Annotated in this window: 16 protein-coding genes; 7 read left to right on the forward strand and 9 right to left on the reverse strand. The window is 56.8% G+C overall.

What is annotated here, in order from left to right; genetic code table 11:
• Positions 1–140 precede the first annotated feature (140 nt).
• Positions 141–1,184, forward strand: a complete 1,044-nt coding sequence (locus BMF08_RS09290; RefSeq protein WP_072570627.1) for a GMP reductase — start codon at positions 141–143, stop codon at positions 1,182–1,184.
• Positions 1,185–1,220: 36 nt separating this feature from the next.
• Here the strand turns inward: BMF08_RS09290 and hofC are convergent, their stop codons facing one another.
• The 4 genes from hofC to nadC form a co-directional block, all read right to left on the reverse strand.
• Complete coding sequence (gene hofC / locus BMF08_RS09295; protein WP_072570628.1) at positions 1,221–2,423, reverse strand: protein transport protein HofC; 1,203 nt, start codon at positions 2,421–2,423, stop codon at positions 1,221–1,223.
• Positions 2,413–3,798, reverse strand: a complete 1,386-nt coding sequence (gene gspE / locus BMF08_RS09300) for a type II secretion system protein GspE (protein ID WP_072570630.1) — start codon at positions 3,796–3,798, stop codon at positions 2,413–2,415. Before gspE ends, hofC begins: the two co-directional genes overlap by 11 nt.
• Positions 3,795–4,244, reverse strand: a complete 450-nt coding sequence (ppdD, locus tag BMF08_RS09305; protein WP_072570632.1) for a prepilin peptidase-dependent pilin — start codon at positions 4,242–4,244, stop codon at positions 3,795–3,797. Before ppdD ends, gspE begins: the two co-directional genes overlap by 4 nt.
• Positions 4,245–4,422: 178 nt before the next feature.
• Complete coding sequence (nadC, locus tag BMF08_RS09315; protein WP_072570821.1) at positions 4,423–5,316, reverse strand: carboxylating nicotinate-nucleotide diphosphorylase; 894 nt, start codon at positions 5,314–5,316, stop codon at positions 4,423–4,425.
• A gap of 87 nt (positions 5,317–5,403) precedes the next feature.
• On the opposite strand from nadC, the gene ampD reads away from it, so the two are divergent.
• Together ampD and ampE are read left to right on the forward strand one after the other, a co-directional pair.
• The gene (gene ampD, locus BMF08_RS09320; RefSeq protein WP_072570633.1) at positions 5,404–5,967 is read left to right on the forward strand and encodes a 1,6-anhydro-N-acetylmuramyl-L-alanine amidase AmpD; all 564 of its coding nucleotides are present in this window, start codon (positions 5,404–5,406) and stop codon (positions 5,965–5,967) included.
• On the forward strand, positions 5,964–6,818 hold the full coding sequence (ampE, locus tag BMF08_RS09325; RefSeq protein ID WP_072570635.1) for a beta-lactamase regulator AmpE: 855 nt from the start codon (positions 5,964–5,966) through the stop codon (positions 6,816–6,818). Before ampD ends, ampE begins: the two co-directional genes overlap by 4 nt.
• 152 nt (positions 6,819–6,970) lie before the next feature.
• Here the strand turns inward: ampE and BMF08_RS09330 are convergent, their stop codons facing one another.
• From BMF08_RS09330 to aroP, 3 genes are all read right to left on the reverse strand, one after another.
• Positions 6,971–7,921: a glycoside hydrolase family 43 protein gene (locus BMF08_RS09330; protein ID WP_072570636.1), complete on the reverse strand. Its 951-nt coding sequence runs from the start codon at positions 7,919–7,921 to the stop codon at positions 6,971–6,973.
• Positions 7,922–7,931: 10 nt separating this feature from the next.
• A complete protein-coding gene (locus BMF08_RS09335; RefSeq protein ID WP_072570638.1) occupies positions 7,932–9,326 on the reverse strand; it encodes a glycoside-pentoside-hexuronide (GPH):cation symporter in 1,395 nt (464 codons plus the stop codon).
• Between the two features lie 169 nt (positions 9,327–9,495).
• Positions 9,496–10,869 (reverse strand): aromatic amino acid transporter AroP, encoded by a 1,374-nt coding sequence (gene aroP / locus BMF08_RS09340; protein WP_099458811.1) that lies wholly within the window; start codon positions 10,867–10,869, stop codon positions 9,496–9,498.
• A 552-nt stretch (positions 10,870–11,421) separates the two neighbouring features.
• On the opposite strand from aroP, the gene pdhR reads away from it, so the two are divergent.
• The 4 genes from pdhR to lpdA all read left to right on the forward strand — a co-directional run bounded on the left by pdhR (position 11,422) and on the right by lpdA (position 18,510).
• Positions 11,422–12,186, forward strand: coding sequence for a pyruvate dehydrogenase complex transcriptional repressor PdhR (gene pdhR / locus BMF08_RS09350; protein WP_072570643.1), 765 nt, complete (start codon positions 11,422–11,424; stop codon positions 12,184–12,186).
• A 121-nt stretch (positions 12,187–12,307) separates the two neighbouring features.
• Positions 12,308–14,971 (forward strand): pyruvate dehydrogenase (acetyl-transferring), homodimeric type, encoded by a 2,664-nt coding sequence (gene aceE, locus BMF08_RS09355; protein ID WP_072570645.1) that lies wholly within the window; start codon positions 12,308–12,310, stop codon positions 14,969–14,971.
• 14 nt (positions 14,972–14,985) lie between these two features.
• Positions 14,986–16,887, forward strand: a complete 1,902-nt coding sequence (aceF, locus tag BMF08_RS09360; RefSeq protein ID WP_072570646.1) for a pyruvate dehydrogenase complex dihydrolipoyllysine-residue acetyltransferase — start codon at positions 14,986–14,988, stop codon at positions 16,885–16,887.
• 198 nt (positions 16,888–17,085) lie between these two features.
• The gene (gene lpdA, locus BMF08_RS09365) at positions 17,086–18,510 is read left to right on the forward strand and encodes a dihydrolipoyl dehydrogenase (RefSeq protein WP_072570823.1); all 1,425 of its coding nucleotides are present in this window, start codon (positions 17,086–17,088) and stop codon (positions 18,508–18,510) included.
• Positions 18,511–18,661: 151 nt separating this feature from the next.
• On the opposite strand, the gene BMF08_RS09370 is transcribed toward lpdA, so the two are convergent.
• Both BMF08_RS09370 and BMF08_RS09375 read right to left on the reverse strand, forming a co-directional pair.
• Entirely contained in the window at positions 18,662–19,468 is an 807-nt protein-coding gene (locus BMF08_RS09370) for a DUF2950 family protein (protein ID WP_072570648.1), read from the reverse strand.
• Positions 19,469–19,481: 13 nt separating this feature from the next.
• The gene (locus BMF08_RS09375) at positions 19,482–20,912 is read right to left on the reverse strand and encodes a DUF3300 domain-containing protein (RefSeq protein WP_072570650.1); all 1,431 of its coding nucleotides are present in this window, start codon (positions 20,910–20,912) and stop codon (positions 19,482–19,484) included.
• Positions 20,913–20,928 lie beyond the last annotated feature (16 nt).

Genomic DNA, 20,928 nt, shown 5'->3' on the forward strand with positions numbered 1-20,928 from the left:
CCAGGTAAATTTATAGGATTGTAGCGTAAAAAAAGAGAATTTCGCAGTCTTGCGCAGACCTATTTAGTGCGTATGATAGCGTCACTGGAGTTGTGTGTTTGACAGTATGCTTTTATCGCCATTAACCCCAGGACCCCTACATGCGTATCGAAGAAGATTTGAAGTTAGGTTTCAAAGACGTCCTTATCCGCCCTAAACGTTCTACCCTCAAAAGCCGTTCCGACGTTGAACTGGGACGCGAATTCACCTTTAAGCATTCAGGTATGGCCTGGTCAGGGGTGCCGATTATTGCCGCCAATATGGATACCGTCGGCACCTTCGCGATGGCAAAAGCACTGGCTTCATTCGACATCCTGACGGCAGTACATAAACACTATTCCGTAGCCGACTGGCAGGCGTTCGTTGCGCGTGAATCCGACGCGGTGTTAAAACACGTGATGGTGTCCACCGGCACTTCTGATGCGGATTTCGACAAAACCCGCCAGATCCTTGCCCTGAATCCGGCCCTGAACTTTATTTGCATTGACGTGGCAAATGGTTACTCCGAACACTTCTCGCAGTTTGTGACCAAAGCGCGTGAAGCCTGGCCCAATAAAACCATCTGCGCGGGCAACGTGGTGACCGGCGAAATGTGTGAAGAGCTGATCCTTTGCGGCGCGGATATTGTCAAAGTAGGCATTGGCCCCGGCTCCGTGTGTACCACCCGAGTGAAAACCGGCGTTGGCTACCCGCAACTTTCCGCAGTGATCGAATGTGCCGATGCGGCGCACGGTCTGGGCGGGCAAATCGTCAGCGATGGCGGCTGCACCGTACCGGGCGATGTGGCGAAAGCTTTCGGCGGCGGCGCAGATTTCGTGATGCTCGGCGGTATGCTGGCGGGACACGATGAAAGCGGCGGTACCGTTGTTGAAGAAGACGGTGACAAATTCATGCTGTTCTACGGCATGAGCTCTGAATCCGCCATGAATCGTCATGTCGGCGGCGTAGCGGGTTACCGTGCAGCCGAAGGTAAAACCGTGAAGCTGCCGCTGCGTGGCCCGGTTGAAAATACCGCCCGCGATATCCTCGGCGGTCTGCGTTCTGCCTGCACCTATGTGGGCGCGTCCCGTCTGAAAGAGCTGACCAAACGCACCACCTTCATCCGCGTGGCGGAGCAAGAGAACCGCGTGTTCAACAGTCTCTGATGCCTTTGCTGGCGCGGTTCGCTGCGCCAGCCTTATCTATCCCATTCCGCTCATTGCATCCCCCAGATGAAACACCGGCAGATACATGGCCACCACCAGCGTACCAATAATTAACCCCGTCACTATCAGCATGATCGGCTCCAGCAGTGCGGCCAGGTTATCCGCCAGCTGCTGCGTCTTTTCGCTGTGATAGCGCGCCAGATCGCCGAGCATGGTATCCAGCGCCCCCGACGCTTCGCCGGTTCTGACCAGCTGTACGCAGAGCGGGGTAAATTCACCGCTGTTCTTCAGCGCCTGCCAGATAGGTGCGCCATGGGTGATCTCATGATGCGCCTGATGCAGCAGGTCACGCCAGTACGGGCAGGGCAGCGTATTTTCCACACTCTCCAGCCCCTGCAAAAAGGCGATACCGGCGTTTTGCGTAAGCATCAGCACGGTAAAAATCTGGCTGAGCTTTTGCCCGCGCAGGAGTGCGCCCACCACCGGACACCGCAGCAACAGGCGCTGACGATAGCGCAACCAGCGCGGCTTTTTACGCAGCTTATACAGGGTAAGAATCAGCGCGATAAACAGTACCAGCACCGCCGCGCCCCACTGGTGTATACCGTCCGCCAGCGCCATCACGCCGCGCGTTAACGCCGGCAGCGGCGCGTTAAAGGTGCGGTAGATGGCGGCGAACTCCGGCAGCACCAGGTAAACCATTGCCAGCACAATCAGCACCGCCAGCGATAAGACGATCAGCGGATAGCGCAGTGCCTTTTTAACCTTCGCCGCCAGCAGCCGCTGCGCCTTTTGCCGGGCCGCCAGTTCAAAACAACAGCTATCGAGTTTACCCGTCAGTTCACCGGTGTGGATCAGGGCAACATACAGCGGGGGAAAGGCCTGCGGCCACTGCTGGATCGCCGCCGAAAACGGCGTGCCCTGTTCCAGCTCCTCCGCCAGGTGTTGCAGCAGCGCCTGCCACTGGGGGCGCGGATGCTGTCCGGCTAAAAGCCGTAACCCATCCGGCAACGCCAGCCCCGCCTGCAACAGGGTCGCCAGCTGGCGGATCACCTCCTCGCTGTGCGTTCCCCGCCAGGCGCGCGCATGCACCGGACAGCGTTTAAGCTGTAAGAGGTGCACAGCGCGGTGCTGTAAGGCCATCGCCACGCTGACCCGGTCCTCACCCCACAGCAGCCCCTCGCGTGGATGTCCCGCCTGATCCAGCCCGCGCCACTGCCACAGGGTATTAGTCGGCATGGGGAATACCCAGTACGCGCAGCAGCTCTTCCTGCGTGGTCAGTCCGCGCTCGACGGCCAGACAGCCGCTCTCGAACAGCGTGGTCATTCCGGCCTGCCGCGCTTTGCGATGAATGTCGCTGGCCGTATCCCCCGCGGCGATGGCATGCCGCAGCGGCTTGTTTACCGGCAGCACCTCAAACAGCGCGATCCTGCCGTAAAAACCGTGATAGCACTGGTCGCAGCCAGTGGACTGCCATCGTGGTAACGGGCGCGGCCACAGCGCTGGCGGGATCAGCGTGTCGCTCTGGATTTTTGACCGGCAGTGCGGGCAGAGTTTGCGCACCAGCCGTTGCGCCACCACCAGCGAAAGCGCCGAGGCGAGCATCCATGGCGCAACGCCCATTTGCTGGATGCGCGTCAGGGTTTCGCTGGTGGAGTTGGTGTGCAGCGTCGACAGCACCAGATGCCCGGTCTGCGAGGCTTTAATAGCGATTTCCGCCGTTTCGCCATCGCGGATCTCACCAACCATGACGATATCCGGATCCTGACGCAGCAGCGCGCGCAGTACGCTCTGAAAGCTCAGGCCCGCACGTGGATTGATTTGCGTCTGATTAAGTCCCGCCAGCGGGATTTCAACAGGATCTTCCACGCTGCAAATATTCACCTCATCGCTGTTACGCGACTGTAAGGCGCTGTAGAGCGTCACCGTTTTACCGCTGCCGGTAGGCCCGGTCACCAGCAGCAGGCCCTGGGGTTTGCTGAGCGCGGTCTGAAACTGCGCCAGCTGTTCCGGCAGCATGCCCAGTTGCGTCAGCTCCAGCGTCTGATTGACCTGATGCAGCAGACGCAGAACAACTTTTTCACCGTAGCGGCAGGGCAGGGTGGCAATGCGAAACGAAATGGCTTTACCGTTGAGTGTTACGGTAAACTGCCCGTCCTGCGGCAGGCGGCGCTCGGCAATGTCAAGATTGCCCAGTACCTTAAGACGCGCCACCAGGGTTTTCGCCATGGCTGGCGCCACCGGCGGCAAGGTGTGCAGTACGCCGTCCACCCGCAGACGAATTCGAAAATCAGCCTCGCCCGGCTCAAAGTGAATATCCGATGCCCGCAGCGTCAGCGCCTGTTGCAGGGTATGATCGAGAAACGCCGTTGTGGTGGCGCTGTCCTGCGTCACAACAGATAGCTGCGGCGCAGAGAGACGCTGCCGGTGTTTTTCCATCTCCTCTGCCGTCCAGCACTCAATGTCGATACGCTTTTGGGTAGCAAAGCGCAGCGCAGCCATCAGATCGTCAGACGGCTCGTTTATAACCGCGATAGCGATGCGCCGATCGTTACTCTCCAGCAGCAGGGCGTTATGACGCTGACATAACGCGATCAACTGTTCCTGTTTCATTTCGCCTCCTGTTGACCGCTGAAGCGAAACACCTCTTCACAGGCCTGTTTCAGCGCGCCATCGTCCTGCACCGTGCACAGCCGATCCCAGCCCGTCATGCCATTGCTGTTATTCCACTGTGGCGTGAGGGTAACGCCAAGCCCGGTCAGGCTTTCCTGTCCGGTAAGCGCCACGACGCCTTTCACCACGCTCATGGCGGAGACATAGCGGGTGGTGGTGGGCGACGGAATGCCGTTGCTGCCCGCATCGCAGACCGCCACGCCGCCATGATCGAGGGCGCACAGTTCAATGGCTGTCCGGTAGGGGATGAAGGTTTGCAGCATGTCCGTCAGCGCCGCTTTGCGCAGGTAGTTCTGATAGGCGGGAATGCTGATGGCGCTGAGGATGGAAATAATGCCGATAACCACCATTAGCTCAATTAAGGTAAATCCTTTTTGCGTGTCCATAATGTGCTCCTTGTTGACCTGGAGCGACTCTGGCAGTAACGGCGGGGCGGTGCGAGGGGATAAAACGTATCCGCGAAGGCGGCTTCAGAAGATTTTACGCGTGTTGCAATATTCAGCACGATTATTGCGAGCGGCTACGAAAAATTGCCCGACGACTCCCGCCGGGCAACGCACGCTATCAGCGAAAACGCATCGACAGATCCAGCGCCTGCACATGCTTGGTCAGCGCGCCCACGGAAATGTAATCCACGCCGGTGTCGGCAAATTCGCGGATCGTTTCTGCGGTGACATTGCCGGACACTTCCAGCCGCGCCTGGCCGCTGGCGCGCTTCACCGCTTCGCGCATTTGGTCAGTGTCGAAGTTGTCGAGCATGATGATGTCGGCCCCGGCTTTCAGCGCATCATCCAGCTCATCCAGGGTTTCCACTTCCACTTCCACCGGCACGTCGGGGTGCAGCCAGAAGGCTTTTTCCACTGCCTGACGGACGCTGCCCGCGGCGATAATGTGGTTCTCTTTGATCAGGAAGGCATCCGACAGCCCGAGGCGATGATTCGCCCCGCCGCCGCACAGCACGGCATATTTCAGCGCGGTACGCAGCCCCGGCAGGGTTTTGCGCGTATCCAGCAGCTGCGTTTTGGTGCCCGCCAGCAGCGCGACGTAGCGGCTGACCACGCTGGCGACGCCGGAGAGCGTTTGCACAAAGTTCAGCGCCGTACGCTCGCCGGTCAGCAGCACGCGGGACGGGCCGTCGAGTTCAAACAGCGTTTGATTCGCGGTGATGGCATCGCCATCGGCGACATGCCACGTCAGGGCGACATCATCGCCAGCCAGCTGAATAAAGACTTCTTCCACCCAGCGTTTGCCGCAGAAAATACCGTCTTCGCGGGTGATCACCACGGCGTGTGCGCGGTCGTCTGCGGGCAATAATTGGGCGGTAATATCATTGTTCGCATCCACCTCTCCACCGAGATCTTCCTGCAGCGCGCGCGCCACAGCGGCAGGAATGTCGAGGTTAATACGTTCTAAAAGCGCGTCACGTCGATGGTCGGGGTTATAGCGGCGAGGCGGCATGATAAACTCCAAAAAGGGTAACGAATCAAAAGATTGAAACATGCTACTCTGAACCGTGTATCAGCACCATATCTTAGGAGATCCTGCATGCTGTTAAACAAGGGCTGGTTGGTGGATGCTCGCCATGTGCCTTCGCCGCACCATGACTGCCGCCCGGACGATGAGACCCCCTCGTTACTGGTTGTGCATAATATAAGCCTGCCGCCCGGACAATTTGGCGGGCCGTGGATTGATGCGCTGTTCACCGGTACGCTGGATCCGCAAGCCGATCCCTTCTTCGCTGAGATTGCCCATCTGCGCGTGTCAGCACATTGCCTGATCCGTCGTGATGGCGAAATCGTGCAGTACGTTCCTTTCGATAAACGCGCCTGGCATGCGGGTGTGTCTTGTTATGCGGGCCGCCAGCGGTGCAATGATTTTTCCATCGGCATAGAGCTTGAGGGAACGGACACCACGCCCTACACCCCGGCGCAATATCAGCAGTTAGCCGCGGTGACGCAAACATTGATCGGGCTTTATCCGGCAATTGCTGACAATATAACCGGGCACAGCGATATCGCACCTGAGCGTAAAACCGATCCCGGCCCGGCTTTTGACTGGGCGACATTTCGTGCTCTGGTCACCCCCTCGTCAGATAAGGAGATGACATGACGTTGTTTACTATGCTGTTAGTTCTGATTGCCGAGCGCCTGTTTAAACTCGGCGAGCACTGGCAGCTTGATCACCGCCTTGAAGTGCTGTTCCGCCGCATCCGCCATTTTTCGATGTTCCATACGCTGGGTATGACCGCGCTGGCGATGCTGGCGACCTTTCTCGTGTTACGCGCGCTTTATGGCCTGTTTTACAACGTGCCGCTGCTGGTGGTGTGGATCCTGCTCGGGCTGTTGTGTATCGGCGCGGGCAAAGTACGGCTGCACTACCATGCTTATCTGAAGGCCGCAGCGCGGGATGATGCCCATGCGCGCGGCGCAATGGCCAGTGAACTGACGATGATCCACGGCGTGCCGCCGGACTGCGATGAGCGTGAGTTTTTACGCGAGCTGCAAAATGCGCTGTTGTGGATTAACTTCCGCTTTTACCTCGCGCCGCTGTTCTGGTTTATCGTCGGCGGGACATGGGGACCGGTGACGCTGGTAGGCTATGCGTTTTTACGCGCCTGGCAGTCGTGGCTGGCACGTTATATGACGCCGCCGCAGCGCCATCAGTCCGGGATTGATGCCATTCTGCATGTGCTGGACTGGATCCCGGTACGGCTGGTGGGCGTGGTGTATGCGCTGATTGGTCACGGTGAAAAGGCGCTTCCGGCCTGGTTTGCGTCACTTTACGATCGTCATACGTCGCAGTATCAGGTGTTGACACGGCTGGCGCAGTATTCGCTGGCGCGTGAGCCGCATCTGGACCGCGTTGAAACGCCAAAAGTGGCGGTTTCAATGGCGAAGAAAACGTCCTTTGTGGTGGTGGTTGTGGTGGCGCTGCTGACGATTTACGGGACGCTGGTGTAATTTTTGAGACGATGCCGGGTGGCGCTGTGCTTACCCGGCCTACAAGATCCTGCGCTTACCCGGCCTACATATCCTGCGCTTATCCGGCCTACAGATCCTGCGCTTACAAGCATATGTAGGCCCGGCAAGCGAAGCGCCGCCGGGCAATCTTCTTAATTGTTATCCGCCGGTGGCACCCCAAAGTCCGGCATCCCGTCCTCTTTCCAGTGGATCACTTTCAGCCGCGTATGACGGTTCGGATCGTACAGCGGATCGCCTTCGATCTCGGTGTAGTTGCGCGCGTGGTAAACCAGCACGTCCTGGCCGTCCGGCGTTTGCGTAAAGCTGTTGTGACCCGGCCCGTACTGGCGATTCTCATAGCTGGTCACAAAGACCGGCTGCGGGGATTTATGCCAGTTTTCCGGCTGCTGCGGGTCGGCGTCAATAGCGATCCACAGCAGGCCCAGGCAGTAATTTTCATCGGTGGCGCTGGCGGAATAGCTGATAAATAACCGATCGCCATGGAACAGCACCGCCGGGCCTTCATTGACCTTAAAGCCCCGGCACTCCCAGTCAAATTCGGGTTTGCTTAACATCACCGGCTGACCCTTAATCGTCCAGGGATTTTCCAGCTCTGCCAGGTACAGGTTTGAGTTGCCTTCAATGGCCGGATCTTTTTGCGCCCACAGGTACCACTGTTTACCCTGATGCTTAAAGGTAGTGGCATCCAGGCAGAAAGAGTCGAACTGTGTTTTGATCTGCCCTTTTTCCGTCCAGCGACCGGTCAGCGGATCGGTGTCGGCGCACTCCAGCACAAACATACGGTGCTGGAACATATTCAGCGCATCCAGATCGTGGGTGTGCGTGGCGGCAAAATAGAGATACCACTTGCCGTTAAGATGATGCAGCTCCGGCGCCCAGATAAGCTGGCTCATCGGGCCGCTGGCGGGTTTACGCCAGACCACGCTGGCAGGCGCATCGCGCAATCCTTCGATAGTGGCGGCGCGGCGGATCTCCAGCCGATCGTATTCCGGCACTGAGGCGACAAAATAGTAGGCGTTGTCGTGGCGCAGAATAAAGGGATCGGCGCGTTGTTCGATAAAGGGATTGGGCCACGGGTTCATCAGGCTTTCCTTATGGTTTAACCGGCTGATGGGAAGCAGTCTCATTCAGCTCGCGATAATTAGTGCGACGTTTCTCCAGATCGCTCTGGATCTGTTTCATGGTTTCACGGTCGACTTTCAACAGGCGTACCACGCCCGCGGTGATCAAATAGCCCACGCCCGGAATGACGCTGAACAGCAGTACGATACCGTTAATGGCGCTTGCGCTTTGCGCTTTCGCACCCGCGTCGTAACCATACCAGGAGAGCAGGAAGCCGACCATCGCCCCGGCAACCGCCAGACCCACTTTCAGGAAGAACAGGTTGCCGGAGAAGCTGATGCCGGTGATGCGTTTACCGGTTTTCCACTCGCCGTAGTCATCCACGTCCGCCATCAGCGACCAGTGCAGCGGGGAGGGGATTTGATGAATAACGTTAAGCAGGAAATAGAGCATCACGATAAGCGTCGTCGCCTGCGGATCCAGGAAGTAAAAGCCGCCGGAGAAAATCGCCAGCACAATGTTGGTCCAGAAGAAGACCTGCAATTTACACCAGCGGTCGGTCAGCACTTTCGCCAGCATACTGCCAATCATCATGCCCACCACGCCGAGGCTGATAAACAGGGTGGCGAAATGGGTGCTTTGTCCCATGACCCAGGTGACGTAGTACATGGTGGCCGCCATGCGGATGAAGCCCGGGCAGACATTGCACAGGGTGAGCAGCAGAATGCGTACCCACTGGTCGTTTTTCCAGACGTCTTTGAAGTCTTTTTTCAGATCGTCATTGGTCGGGACGGCGGGTTTGACGCGCTCGCGTACCGTCGCAAAGCAGTAGAGGAACATGCACATGCCGATAAACGCCAGCACCGTCATCGCCATCTGGTAGCCTTTGGCTTTATCTTCGCCGCCAAACCACTCCGCCATCGGCAGCAGCGTCAGCGACAACAGCAGGGTGGCGATCCCCACCATCACAAAACGGTAAGACTGACAGGCGACGCGCTCTTTTGGATCGTTGGTGATCACGCTGCCCAGCGAGCAGTAAGGAATGTTGATGGCGGTATAGGTCAGCGACAGCAGGAAGTAGGTGACAAACGCATAGATAACCTTGCTGTTATATGTCCAGTCCGGCGTGGTAAACATCAGCACGCTGAACACCGCGTAAGGCACGGCGATCCATAACAGCCATGGACGAAATCGCCCATATTTGCTCTTCGTTCTGTCTGCCAGCGCGCCCATAATCGGGTCGGTTACGGCGTCAATTACGCGGATGGAAAGCAGTAATACGCCCACCAGCGCCGGAGCCAGACCAAATATGTCCGTATAGAAATAATTCACAAACAACATGATAGCGCCAAAGATAATATTACATCCGGCGTCTCCCATTCCGTAGCCGATCTTTTCTTTGACTGACAGTTTAGCGTTGTCCATCGACAATTCTCCCGTTGAGATATGGAGAGAATTATTCGCACGCTATGACTTTTTTGCGTAGCAGGTTTAAGTTAAAGAGATGGACAAAATGGCTATGCAGGGGAAAGTGTGAACCAGGTAACAGGGGCGGGTCCCCCTCGCCCGAAGGAGAGGGGGGAAAGCAACAAGATTAATGGGCTTTTGCGGTTTTGAGGTTCTTCTGTTTGAAGAAGTAACCGACGGCAAGGATGAGCATCCACACCGGGATCAGCCAGACGGAGATCGCCATGCCCGGGGTCATCGCCATAATCACCAGCACTGCCGCCATAAAGAGCAGGCAGATCCAGTTACCCAGCGGATAGAACAGGGCCGGGAAGCGGGTTTTCACACCCTGCAAATCTTTCGCGCGGCGGAACTTCATGTGCGCCAGGCTTATCATCGCCCAGTTGATCACCAGGGCCGAAACCACCAGCGCCATCAGCAGGCCGAAGGCTTCGCCCGGTGCCAGGTAGTTGATCAGCACGCACAGCGCGGTAAAGAGCGCAGAGATGAGGATGGTGCCCACCGGCACGCCGCGTTTATCCACTTTCGCCAGCACTTTCGGCGCGTTGCCCTGTTGCGCCAGACCGAACAGCATACGGCTGTTGCAGTACACGCAGCTGTTGTACACCGACAGCGCGGCGGTCAGCACTACAATGTTCAGGGCGTTAGCCACGAAGGTGTCGCCCAGCTCATGGAAGATCAACACGAAGGGGCTGGTGTCGGCGGTCACGCGCGTCCACGGCAGCAGTGACAGCAGCACCGCCAGCGAGCCCACATAGAAGATCAGAATGCGGTAGATCACCTGGTTGGTGGCTTTCGGGATGCTGACCTGCGGGTTATCGGCTTCGGCGGCGGTAATGCCCACCAGCTCCAGCCCGCCGAAGGAGAACATGATGATCGCCATCATCATCACCAGCCCGGTAAAGCCGTTAGGCAGGAATCCGCCCTGTTCCCAGAGGTTGCGCACGGTGGCCTGCGGGCCGGCGCTGTCGCTGAACAGCAGCCAGCCGCCGAACAGGATCATCGCCACGACCGCGATCACTTTGATAATGGCAAACCAGAACTCCATCTCGCCAAACACTTTTACGTTGGTGAGGTTGATAGCGTTGATCACCACGAAGAACACGGCGGCCGACGCCCAGGTCGGGATCTCCGGCCACCAGAATTGGATGTATTTACCGACGGCGGTCAGTTCCGCCATGGCGACCAGTACGTACAGCACCCAGTAGTTCCAGCCGGACGCGAAGCCCGCGAAACCGCCCCAGTATTTATAGGCAAAATGGCTGAACGAACCGGCTACCGGCTCTTCAACCACCATCTCGCCCAACTGGCGCATGATCAGAAAAGCGATAAAACCTGCAATCGCATAGCCGAGAATAATTCCCGGCCCGGCGGACTGGATGACTGACGCGCTGCCCAGAAACAGGCCAGTCCCGATAGCTCCACCCAGCGCAATAAGCTGAATGTGGCGGTTTTTAAGCCCGCGCTTCAGCAGTTCACCGTGCTGTTGACCTTCCATCATGAAACCTCGTGTGTGGTTATTATTAGTACGCTGTTGTGTGCGTGTACGGATGAAATTCCATTTGTTGTATTTATATGTTTACGAAAGGTCTTTCTTAAATATGGCGCTGAGTCTTTCGTCTGCATCAGAATAGTGGTAAGCGCATGCGAATGCACCTGCTTTATTAGGGGCGCATGACGACTGAATAAAAAGAAACCAATTGTAAATGGTAGCCATTCCTCCTCTTCATTACCCCAAATGCATAATTCCACTCCAGAAATGGGTATTTACTCGTTTTTCGTGCGACTGAATCGGTTCACTTTACCGGTCAGGCGTTTCACATAAGTTAAATATGCCTCTTTATGAGTAGCGGGCTCATTTGTGCGAAGTTACATTTCTGAAACGTTATTTCTGTAATGTTGTTAAAATGTGCGTGGTTCCCTGATTTCAATCAAAACCTGTATGGACAGAAGGTGAATACTTTGTTACTTTAGCGTCAAGAACATGAAATTGGTCAGACCAATTGACTCCGGTTAAATGGCACTCCGGGAAAACGGCTTAGGACAGGGAACAATGGCCTACAGTAAAATCCGCCAACCTAAATTATCCGATGTGATAGAGCAGCAACTGGAGTTTTTGATCCTTGAAGGGACATTGCGCCCCGGTGAAAAACTTCCTCCGGAACGTGAGCTGGCTAAACAGTTCGACGTTTCCCGTCCTTCGCTGCGCGAGGCGATCCAACGCCTTGAAGCCAAGGGCCTGCTACTGCGTCGCCAGGGCGGTGGTACCTTTGTCCAGAGTAACCTGTGGCAGAGCTTCAGCGATCCGCTGGTAGAGCTTTTGTCCGATCACCCCGAATCCCAGTTTGACCTCCTTGAGACGCGCCACGCGCTTGAAGGCATTGCCGCCTATTACGCGGCCTTGCGTGGCACCGACGACGATCGCGCGCGCATCCGCGAGCTGCATCAGGCGATCGAGCGCGCGCAGGAATCCGGGGATCTCGATGCCGAAGCCGATGCCGTCGTCCTGTATCAGATTGCCGTCACCGAAGCGGCGCACAATGTGGTTTTGCTGCATTTGCTACGCTGCATGGAACCAATGATGGCGCAGAACGTTCGTCAGAATTTTGAATTGCTGTATGCCCGCCGGGAAATGCTCCCGCTGGTAAGCAACCATCGCTCCAGAATTTTTGAGGCGATTATCGCCAGAGAGCCGGAGCAGGCGCGTGAAGCGTCTCACCGGCATCTGGCGTTTATTGAGGAAATATTGCTGGACCGCAGCCGTGAGCAGAGCCGTCGTGAACGCTCCATGCGCCGCCTACAGCAAAGAAAGGATTAAGCGCCATAATTTAGAGCGCGGCAACTAAACGCAGAACCTGTCTTATTGTGTTTTCTGCCGAAAATACAATGGGACAGGTTCCAGATTAATCAACGAAAATTAGATAGATAAGGAAAAACCCATGTCAGATCGTTTAATCAATGACGTGGATCCGATCGAAACTCGCGACTGGCAACAGGCGATCGAATCGGTCATCCGTGAAGAAGGTGTTGAGCGCGCTCAGTATCTGATTGACCAGTTACTGTCTCAGGCCCGCAAAGGCGGCGTTAACGTGGCAGCTGGTTCAAACGCTCGCAACTATGTAAATACTATTGCCGTTGAAGATGAGCCGGAATACCCGGGTAATCTGGAGCTGGAACGTCGCATTCGTTCTGCTATCCGCTGGAACGCCATCATGACCGTGCTGCGTGCGTCTAAAAAAGACCTCGAGCTGGGCGGCCACATGGCGTCTTTCCAGTCTTCTGCGACTGTGTATGAAGTTTGCTTCAACCACTTCTTCCGCGCACGCAGCGAGAAAGACGGTGGCGATCTGGTGTACTTCCAGGGCCACATCTCTCCGGGCGTTTACGCTCGCGCATTCCTGGAAGGTCGTCTGACTGAAGAGCAGATGAACAACTTCCGTCAGGAAGTTCACGGCAATGGCCTGTCTTCCTACCCGCACCCGAAACTGATGCCGGAATTCTGGCAGTTCCCGACCGTCTCTATGGGTCTGGGTCCGATTGGTGCGATCTACCAGGCTAAATTCCTGAAATATCTGGAACACCGTGGTCTGAAAGATACTTCCCAGCAAACCGTTTACGCCTTCCTTGGCGACGGCGAGATGGATGAGCCGGAATCCAAAGGCGCGATCACCATCGCGACCCGTGAAAAACTGGATAACCTGGTCTTCGTTATCAACTGTAACCTGCAACGTCTGGACGGCCCGGTAACCGGTAACGGCAAAATCATCAACGAACTGGAAGGCATCTTCGAAGGCGCTGGCTGGAACGTAATCAAGGTGATGTGGGGCGGTCGTTGGGATGAGCTGCTGCGTAAAGACACCAGCGGTAAACTGATCCAGCTGATGAACGAAACCGTTGACGGCGACTATCAGACCTTCAAATCCAAAAACGGCGCGTACGTTCGTGAGCACTTCTTCGGTAAATACCCGGAAACTGCCGCGCTGGTTGCCGACTGGTCTGACGATGAGATCTGGGCACTGAACCGTGGTGGCCACGATCCGAAGAAAGTCTACGCTGCATTCAAGAAAGCGCAGGAAACCAAAGGCAAAGCGACTGTTATCCTGGCCCATACCATCAAAGGTTACGGCATGGGCGACACCGCTGAAGGTAAAAACATCGCCCACCAGGTGAAGAAAATGAACATGGACGGTGTACGTTACATCCGTGATCGTTTCAATGTGCCGGTGACCGATGAGCAGGTTGAGAAGCTGTCCTACATTACCTTCCCGGAAGGTTCTGAAGAGCACACCTACCTGCACGCCCAGCGTCAGAAGCTGAACGGCTACCTGCCGTCTCGTCAGCCGAAATTCTCTGAGAAGCTTGAGCTGCCGACCCTGGCTGACTTCAACCAGCTGCTGGAAGAGCAGAACAAAGAGATCTCCACCACTATCGCCTTCGTGCGTGCCCTGAACGTGATGCTGAAGAACAAGTCGATCAAAGATCGCCTCGTACCGATCATCGCCGACGAAGCGCGTACTTTCGGTATGGAAGGTCTGTTCCGTCAGATTGGTATTTACAGCCCGAACGGCCAGCAGTATACCCCGCAGGACCGTGAGCAGGTTGCTTACTATAAAGAGGACGAGAAAGGTCAGATCCTGCAGGAAGGTATCAACGAGCTGGGCGCAGGTTCTTCCTGGCTGGCCGCTGCGACCTCTTACAGCACCAACGATCTGCCGATGATCCCGTTCTACATCTACTACTCCATGTTCGGTTTCCAGCGTATCGGCGACCTGTGCTGGGCAGCAGGCGATCAGCAAGCTCGTGGCTTCCTGATTGGCGGGACTTCTGGTCGTACTACGCTTAACGGCGAAGGTCTGCAGCACGAAGATGGTCACAGCCACATTCAGTCGCTGACCATCCCGAACTGTATCTCTTACGATCCGGCTTACGCCTACGAAGTTGCTGTCATCATGCATGACGGTCTGCATCGTATGTACGGTGAAGCGCAAGAGAACGTGTACTACTACATCACCACGCTGAACGAAAACTATCACATGCCAGCGATGCCGGAAGGCGCCGAGGAAGGGATCCGTAAAGGTATCTACAAACTCGAAACTGTCGAAGGCGCGAAAGGTAAAGTTCAGCTGCTGGGCTCCGGTTCTATCCTGCGTCACGTACGTGAAGCAGCGCAGATCCTGGCGAAAGACTACGGTATCGGTTCTGACGTGTTCAGCGTGACCTCCTTCACCGAACTGGCGCGCGATGGCCAGGATTGTGAGCGCTGGAACATGCTGCACCCGACCGACGAGCCGCGCGTACCGTACGTTGCACAGGTTCTGAGCGACGCACCGGCAGTGGCATCAACTGACTATATGAAACTGTTCGCTGAGCAGATCCGTAACTTCATCCCGGCAAGCGATTACCGCGTACTGGGTACTGATGGCTTCGGTCGCTCTGACAGCCGTGAAAACCTGCGTCACCACTTCGAAGTTGATGCTTCTTATGTGGTTGTGGCAGCACTGGGCGAACTGGCTAAACGTGGCGACATCGACAAGAAAGTAGTTGCAGAAGCAATTACCAAATTCAACATCGATGCAGATAAAGTTAACCCGCGTCTGGCGTAAGAGGTAAAAGAAGAATGGCTATCGAAATCAATGTACCGGACATCGGGGCTGATGAAGTTGAAATCACCGAGATCCTGGTCAAAGTGGGCGACAAAGTTGAAGCTGAACAGTCGCTGATCACCGTAGAAGGCGACAAAGCTTCTATGGAAGTCCCGTCACCTCAGGCTGGCGTTGTTAAAGAGATCAAAGTCTCTGTTGGCGACAAAACCGAGACTGGCAAACTGATCATGATTTTCGATTCCGCTGACGGTGCTGCTGATGCAGCACCTGCGAAAGCAGAAGAGAAGAAAGAAGCAGCACCGGCAGCAGCCTCTGCACCGGCTGCGGCGGCTGCCAAAGACGTCAACGTACCGGATATCGGCGGCGACGAAGTTGAAGTCACCGAGATCATGGTTAAAGTCGGCGACAAAGTGGCTGCTGAGCAGTCGCTGATCACCGTGGAAGGCGACAAAGCCTCCATGGAAGTCCCGGCTCCGTTCGCGGGCACCGTGAAAGAGATCAAAATCAGCACCGGTGACAAAGTGTCCACCGGCTCCCTGATCATGGTCTTCGAAGTGGAAGGCGCCGCTCCGGCTGCCAGCGACGCGAAACCGCAGGTTAAAGAAGAAGCGGCTTCTGCTCCGGCAGCAGCGGCGGGCGCGAAAGACGTCAACGTACCGGACATCGGCGGTGACGAAGTTGAAGTGACCGAAGTGATGGTGAAAGTGGGCGACAAAGTTGCCGCTGAGCAGTCACTGATCACCGTGGAAGGCGACAAAGCCTCCATGGAAGTTCCGGCACCGTTCGCGGGCACCGTGAAAGAGATCAAAATCAGCACCGGCGACAAAGTGTCTACCGGCTCCCTGATCATGGTCTTCGAAGTGGAAGGCGCAGCCCCGGCTGCGGCTCCGGCTGCGGCCAAACAGGAAGCAGCACCAGCACCGGCGGCGAAAGCACCGGCCGCCGCTGCACCGGCGAAAGCGGAAGGCAAATCTGAGTTTGCTGAAAACGACGCTTACGTCCACGCGACCCCGCTGATCCGCCGCCTGGCGCGCGAATTCGGTGTGAACCTGGCGAAAGTGAAAGGTACAGGTCGTAAAGGCCGTATCCTGCGCGAAGACGTTCAGGCTTACGTGAAAGACGCGGTTAAACGCGCTGAAGCGGCACCTGCTGCTGCTACCGGCGGCGGTCTGCCGGGCATGCTGCCATGGCCGAAAGTGGACTTCAGCAAGTTTGGTGAAGTGGAAGAAGTTGAACTGGGCCGTATCCAGAAAATCTCTGGTGCTAACCTGAGCCGTAACTGGGTGATGATCCCGCACGTTACGCACTTCGACAAAACCGACATCACCGATCTGGAAGCCTTCCGTAAGCAGCAGAACGCCGAAGCTGAGAAGCGCAAACTGGACGTGAAATTCACCCCGGTTGTCTTCATCATGAAAGCCGTTGCCGCAGCGCTCGAGCAGATGCCTCGCTTCAACAGCTCCCTGTCTGAAGACGCGCAGCGTCTGACGCTGAAGAAATACATCAACATCGGTGTGGCTGTTGATACCCCGAATGGCCTGGTGGTTCCGGTGTTCAAAGACGTGAACAAGAAGAGCATCACCGAGCTGTCCCGTGAACTGACCGTGATCTCCAAAAAAGCACGTGACGGTAAGCTGACGGCTGGCGAAATGCAGGGCGGTTGCTTCACCATCTCCAGCATCGGTGGCCTGGGTACTACGCACTTCGCGCCGATCGTTAACGCGCCGGAAGTGGCTATCCTCGGTGTGTCCAAATCCGCGATGGAGCCGGTCTGGAATGGTAAAGAGTTCGTGCCGCGTCTGATGATGCCGATCTCTCTGTCCTTCGACCACCGCGTGATCGACGGTGCTGATGGTGCGCGTTTCATCACTATCATCAATAACATGCTGTCTGATATTCGCCGTCTGGTGATGTAAATAAGAAAGCCGGCCTGACGGTCGGCTTTTTTCTGGTAATCTCATTATGTTACTGGGGTTATTGGGACAAAGGACAACTCGTTTACCGTTTGTTGTTTCAAAATTGTTAACAATTTTGTACTATGCGGGCGGATAGAACGTCCCGGCGAAGAAGGGCGATACGTCCCCTGGACTGCCGGAAATCAATAAGAGGTCATGATGAGTACTGAAATCAAAACTCAGGTCGTGGTACTTGGGGCAGGCCCGGCAGGTTACTCTGCTGCCTTCCGTTGCGCTGATTTAGGTCTGGAAACCGTCATTGTTGAACGTTACAACACCCTCGGCGGTGTTTGTCTGAACGTCGGCTGTATCCCTTCTAAAGCGCTGCTGCATGTTGCTAAAGTTATCGAAGAAGCCAAAGCGCTGGCTGAGCACGGTATCGTCTTCGGCGAACCGAAAACCGATATCGACAAGATTCGTACCTGGAAAGAAAAAGTCATCACCCAACTGACTGGCGGTCTGGCCGGTATGGCGAAAGGCCGTAAAGTAAAAGTGGTGAACGGTCTGGGTAAATTCACCGGGGCTAACACCCTGGAAGTGGAAGGCGAAAACGGCAAAACCGTAATCAACTTCGACAACGCGATCATCGCGGCGGGTTCCCGTCCGATCGAACTACCGTTCATTCCGCATGAAGATCCGCGCGTATGGGATTCCACCGACGCTCTGGAGCTGAAAGAAGTACCTAAGCGCCTGCTGGTTATGGGTGGCGGTATCATTGGTCTGGAAATGGGCACCGTGTACCATGCGCTGGGTTCAGAGATCGACGTGGTTGAAATGTTCGACCAGGTGATCCCGGCGGCTGACAAAGATATCGTTAAAGTCTTCACCAAGCGTATCAGCAAGAAATTCAACCTGATGCTGGAAACCAAAGTGACTGCCGTTGAAGCTAAAGAAGACGGTATTTACGTTTCCATGGAAGGCAAAAAAGCCCCTGCTGAAGCGCAGCGTTATGACGCCGTGCTGGTGGCTATCGGCCGTGTGCCGAACGGTAAAAACCTCGACGCAGGCAAAGCTGGCGTGGAAGTGGACGACCGTGGCTTTATCCGTGTCGACAAACAGCTGCGTACCAACGTACCGCACATCTTCGCTATCGGCGATATCGTCGGTCAGCCGATGCTGGCGCACAAAGGCGTTCACGAAGGTCACGTTGCCGCTGAAGTTATCGCCGGCATGAAGCACTACTTCGATCCGAAAGTGATCCCGTCCATCGCGTACACCGAGCCGGAAGTTGCCTGGGTTGGTCTGACCGAGAAAGAAGCGAAAGAGAAAGGCATCAGCTACGAAACCGCCACCTTCCCGTGGGCTGCTTCTGGCCGTGCTATCGCGTCCGACTGCGCAGACGGTATGACCAAACTGATTTTCGACAAAGAGACTCACCGTGTGATCGGTGGCGCTATTGTCGGTACTAACGGCGGCGAGCTGTTGGGCGAAATCGGTCTGGCTATCGAAATGGGCTGTGACGCGGAAGATCTGGCGCTGACTATCCATGCGCACCCGACTCTGCATGAGTCCGTGGGCCTGGCTGCTGAAGTGTTCGAAGGTAGCATCACCGACCTGCCGAACCCGAAAGCGAAAAAGAAATAAGCGTCTGAGTTTGTGTTGCCGGGTGGCGGCTTCGCCTTACCCGGCCTGCAAATTTAAAAGATGTAGGCCCGGCAAGCTTGCGCCGCCGGGCAAACAGGACCGGACATTAAAGCGGCTTAATAGCCGCTTTTTTTATGCCCGCGTTTTACCTTCAGGGCTGCACCGGTTGCCACTGCTCGTCCGGCGTAAACTGCGTTATCCCCGCAATCTGCTGCGCCGTCTGCGCGCCGAAATCCCGCTGATATACCCGATCCTGACCGTCAACCACAAAGGTGGCGACGCCGGTTTTGCCGTAGTCCAGCGGCCACGCCAGCAGCGCGGCAGGCGCATCATTACCTTGCCCCTTACCCGTCAGCAGCCGGAAACGATAGCCGTGATAACCCTCGCCGGGCGCGGTCGGGCTGAACGCCGGGCCAAGCGGGCTGTGCGCTTCCCCCGGTGACACCGGCCAGTAGAGGCCATCTTTTTTACCCTCGCTGCTGATAAGCTTCTGCGCGTAATGGTGGTTAAGGGCGAAGTAATCCCGCTGCGCGTCCAAATAAGCCTGGAGCGCGTTAATAGCTGACAGCTCATTGCGCCCGAGGGTACGGGTGAGGATTTCGTCGGCGGCGCGTGCGGTATCAAACTGCCAGCCCGCGGCGGTTTTCACCATCGGGATGGGGAGCTGCCACTGACTGCGCCCGACACTCAGGTGCGCCACGCCGTTCTGCTCATCAATCTGATGGCTTATCTGCCAGTCGCGCAGAAAACGCGCCACGGCTTGCGCATCTGCCCCGTCCGGCGGCAGGATCTGCTGCCAGTCATCGCCGAGCAGTTGCGTCAGCACGCTGTCATTTTGATCCTGGATGGCGCTGACTAGCGTACTGGCGGCCTGCTCCGGCGTGCTGAACGCCTGCTGCGCCTGACCCATCACCGGTAACAGCAGCAGCAATCCGGCGATAATTTTCTGTAGTTTCATGATCCCTGCCTGATTAACGACGGTTAAGTTCACGGCGTTCGGCCGCATGTTCACGTAACGAGCTGCGCTGTTCGCGGTTCAGACGCTGGCGGCTCTGTTCGCCGCGCTGACGCTGCGCCTGCCAGGACGGTGAACGGCTGTCATTGCCGCTCAACGCCGTGGCGCGGGAAGCGCTCTGGCGCTGCTGCAGCTTTTCCCGCCGCTGTTGCTGTTGCGGCGTCGGGTTATCGTGGCGGGCTTTGATGGCATCGCGGCGCTGTTGCTGCTGCGCGGTGGGATTGTCCCGGCGGGCCTGTATCGCCTCGCGTTTCTGCTGCGTCGTGGACTGATTGAACTGAGTTTTTGCCGCCTCGCGACGGGCGGTAGTGGTGGGAGTATCGTAACCGCGATAATTATTGCGCTGCGCGATCTGGTTTAACTGCTTTGCTGCCGTCTGACGCTGCGCATCGCGGGAGGGCAGGTTATTACGGAAGACGGGATTGTGCTGCCACACCACAGTGTCATTTCTGGTGACCAGCCTGCCGCCGGAAATGCGGTTGAAGTTATTGACGTTGATATTGATGTTATCGCCGTTATGGTCGTAGCCGCGATGGTAATGATCGTCATCCCAGTCAATATCGCTGAACAGCGCATAAGTGGTGGCGACGCCGAGACTGAAACCTAAGCCCCGCACCAGGCTGTCGGTGAACTGCTGGCCGGGAGGCGGCGGCAGATACACCGGCGGATAGGCGGGCGTCGGCCAGCTGCCGTACACTACGGTCGGGTTATAGCTCGGGACATACACCACCTCCGGATCGGCGGGTTCGATTTTGATCACCGTCGGGGCTGGCGTACTCACCACGGTAGTGCTGCCGGACGCGGATTGCGGCGCGGTACTGCTTTTCGCCGGTACGGTGCTGACTTTCTGCTGCGGCGTGGAGGTGAGCGCGCCCGTCTGCTGCGCCAGCGCGCGCAGCTTCTGCACTGAATCCATTACCTCTTTCGGCTGCGCCAGAAAGGCATCGCCGAGGTTTTGCACCCACTGTGGGTTTTCCCCCATCAATGCCATCAGCGACGGAAAGGCCACCAGCGATCTGACGCTCGGATCCCAGGGCTGGTTAATCACCGCCTGGATCGCCGCGTCGCCCTGGAGCGTGGGATTATCCTGCGACCACTGCGCCGCCTGCACGACGTTTGCGGGGTAGGTGGCGGCCATCAGCACCTGCGAGAGCAGCGCGTCCGGGTAGAGCGCGATTGGTGCCACCCACTGATCGATTTGCGCCGTGGTAAAGGTTGAGGTGGCGACCGGCGGGGCGGGCGGCGGGGCGGGCGTAACCGGCTGGGCGACAACGGCAGGCGGCGGTGTTTCCGGCGTCCTGCTTTTGACATAGAGCACGCCCGAGGCGGCTAAAACCCCGGCGCTGCACAGCAGCATCAGGATCTGAGGTTTGAATGGCAACTTCATGAGGTTCTCCCGGTAT

The organism is Enterobacter sp. SA187, assembly GCF_001888805.2.
Taxonomy (GTDB): Bacteria; Pseudomonadota; Gammaproteobacteria; order Enterobacterales; family Enterobacteriaceae; genus Enterobacter_D.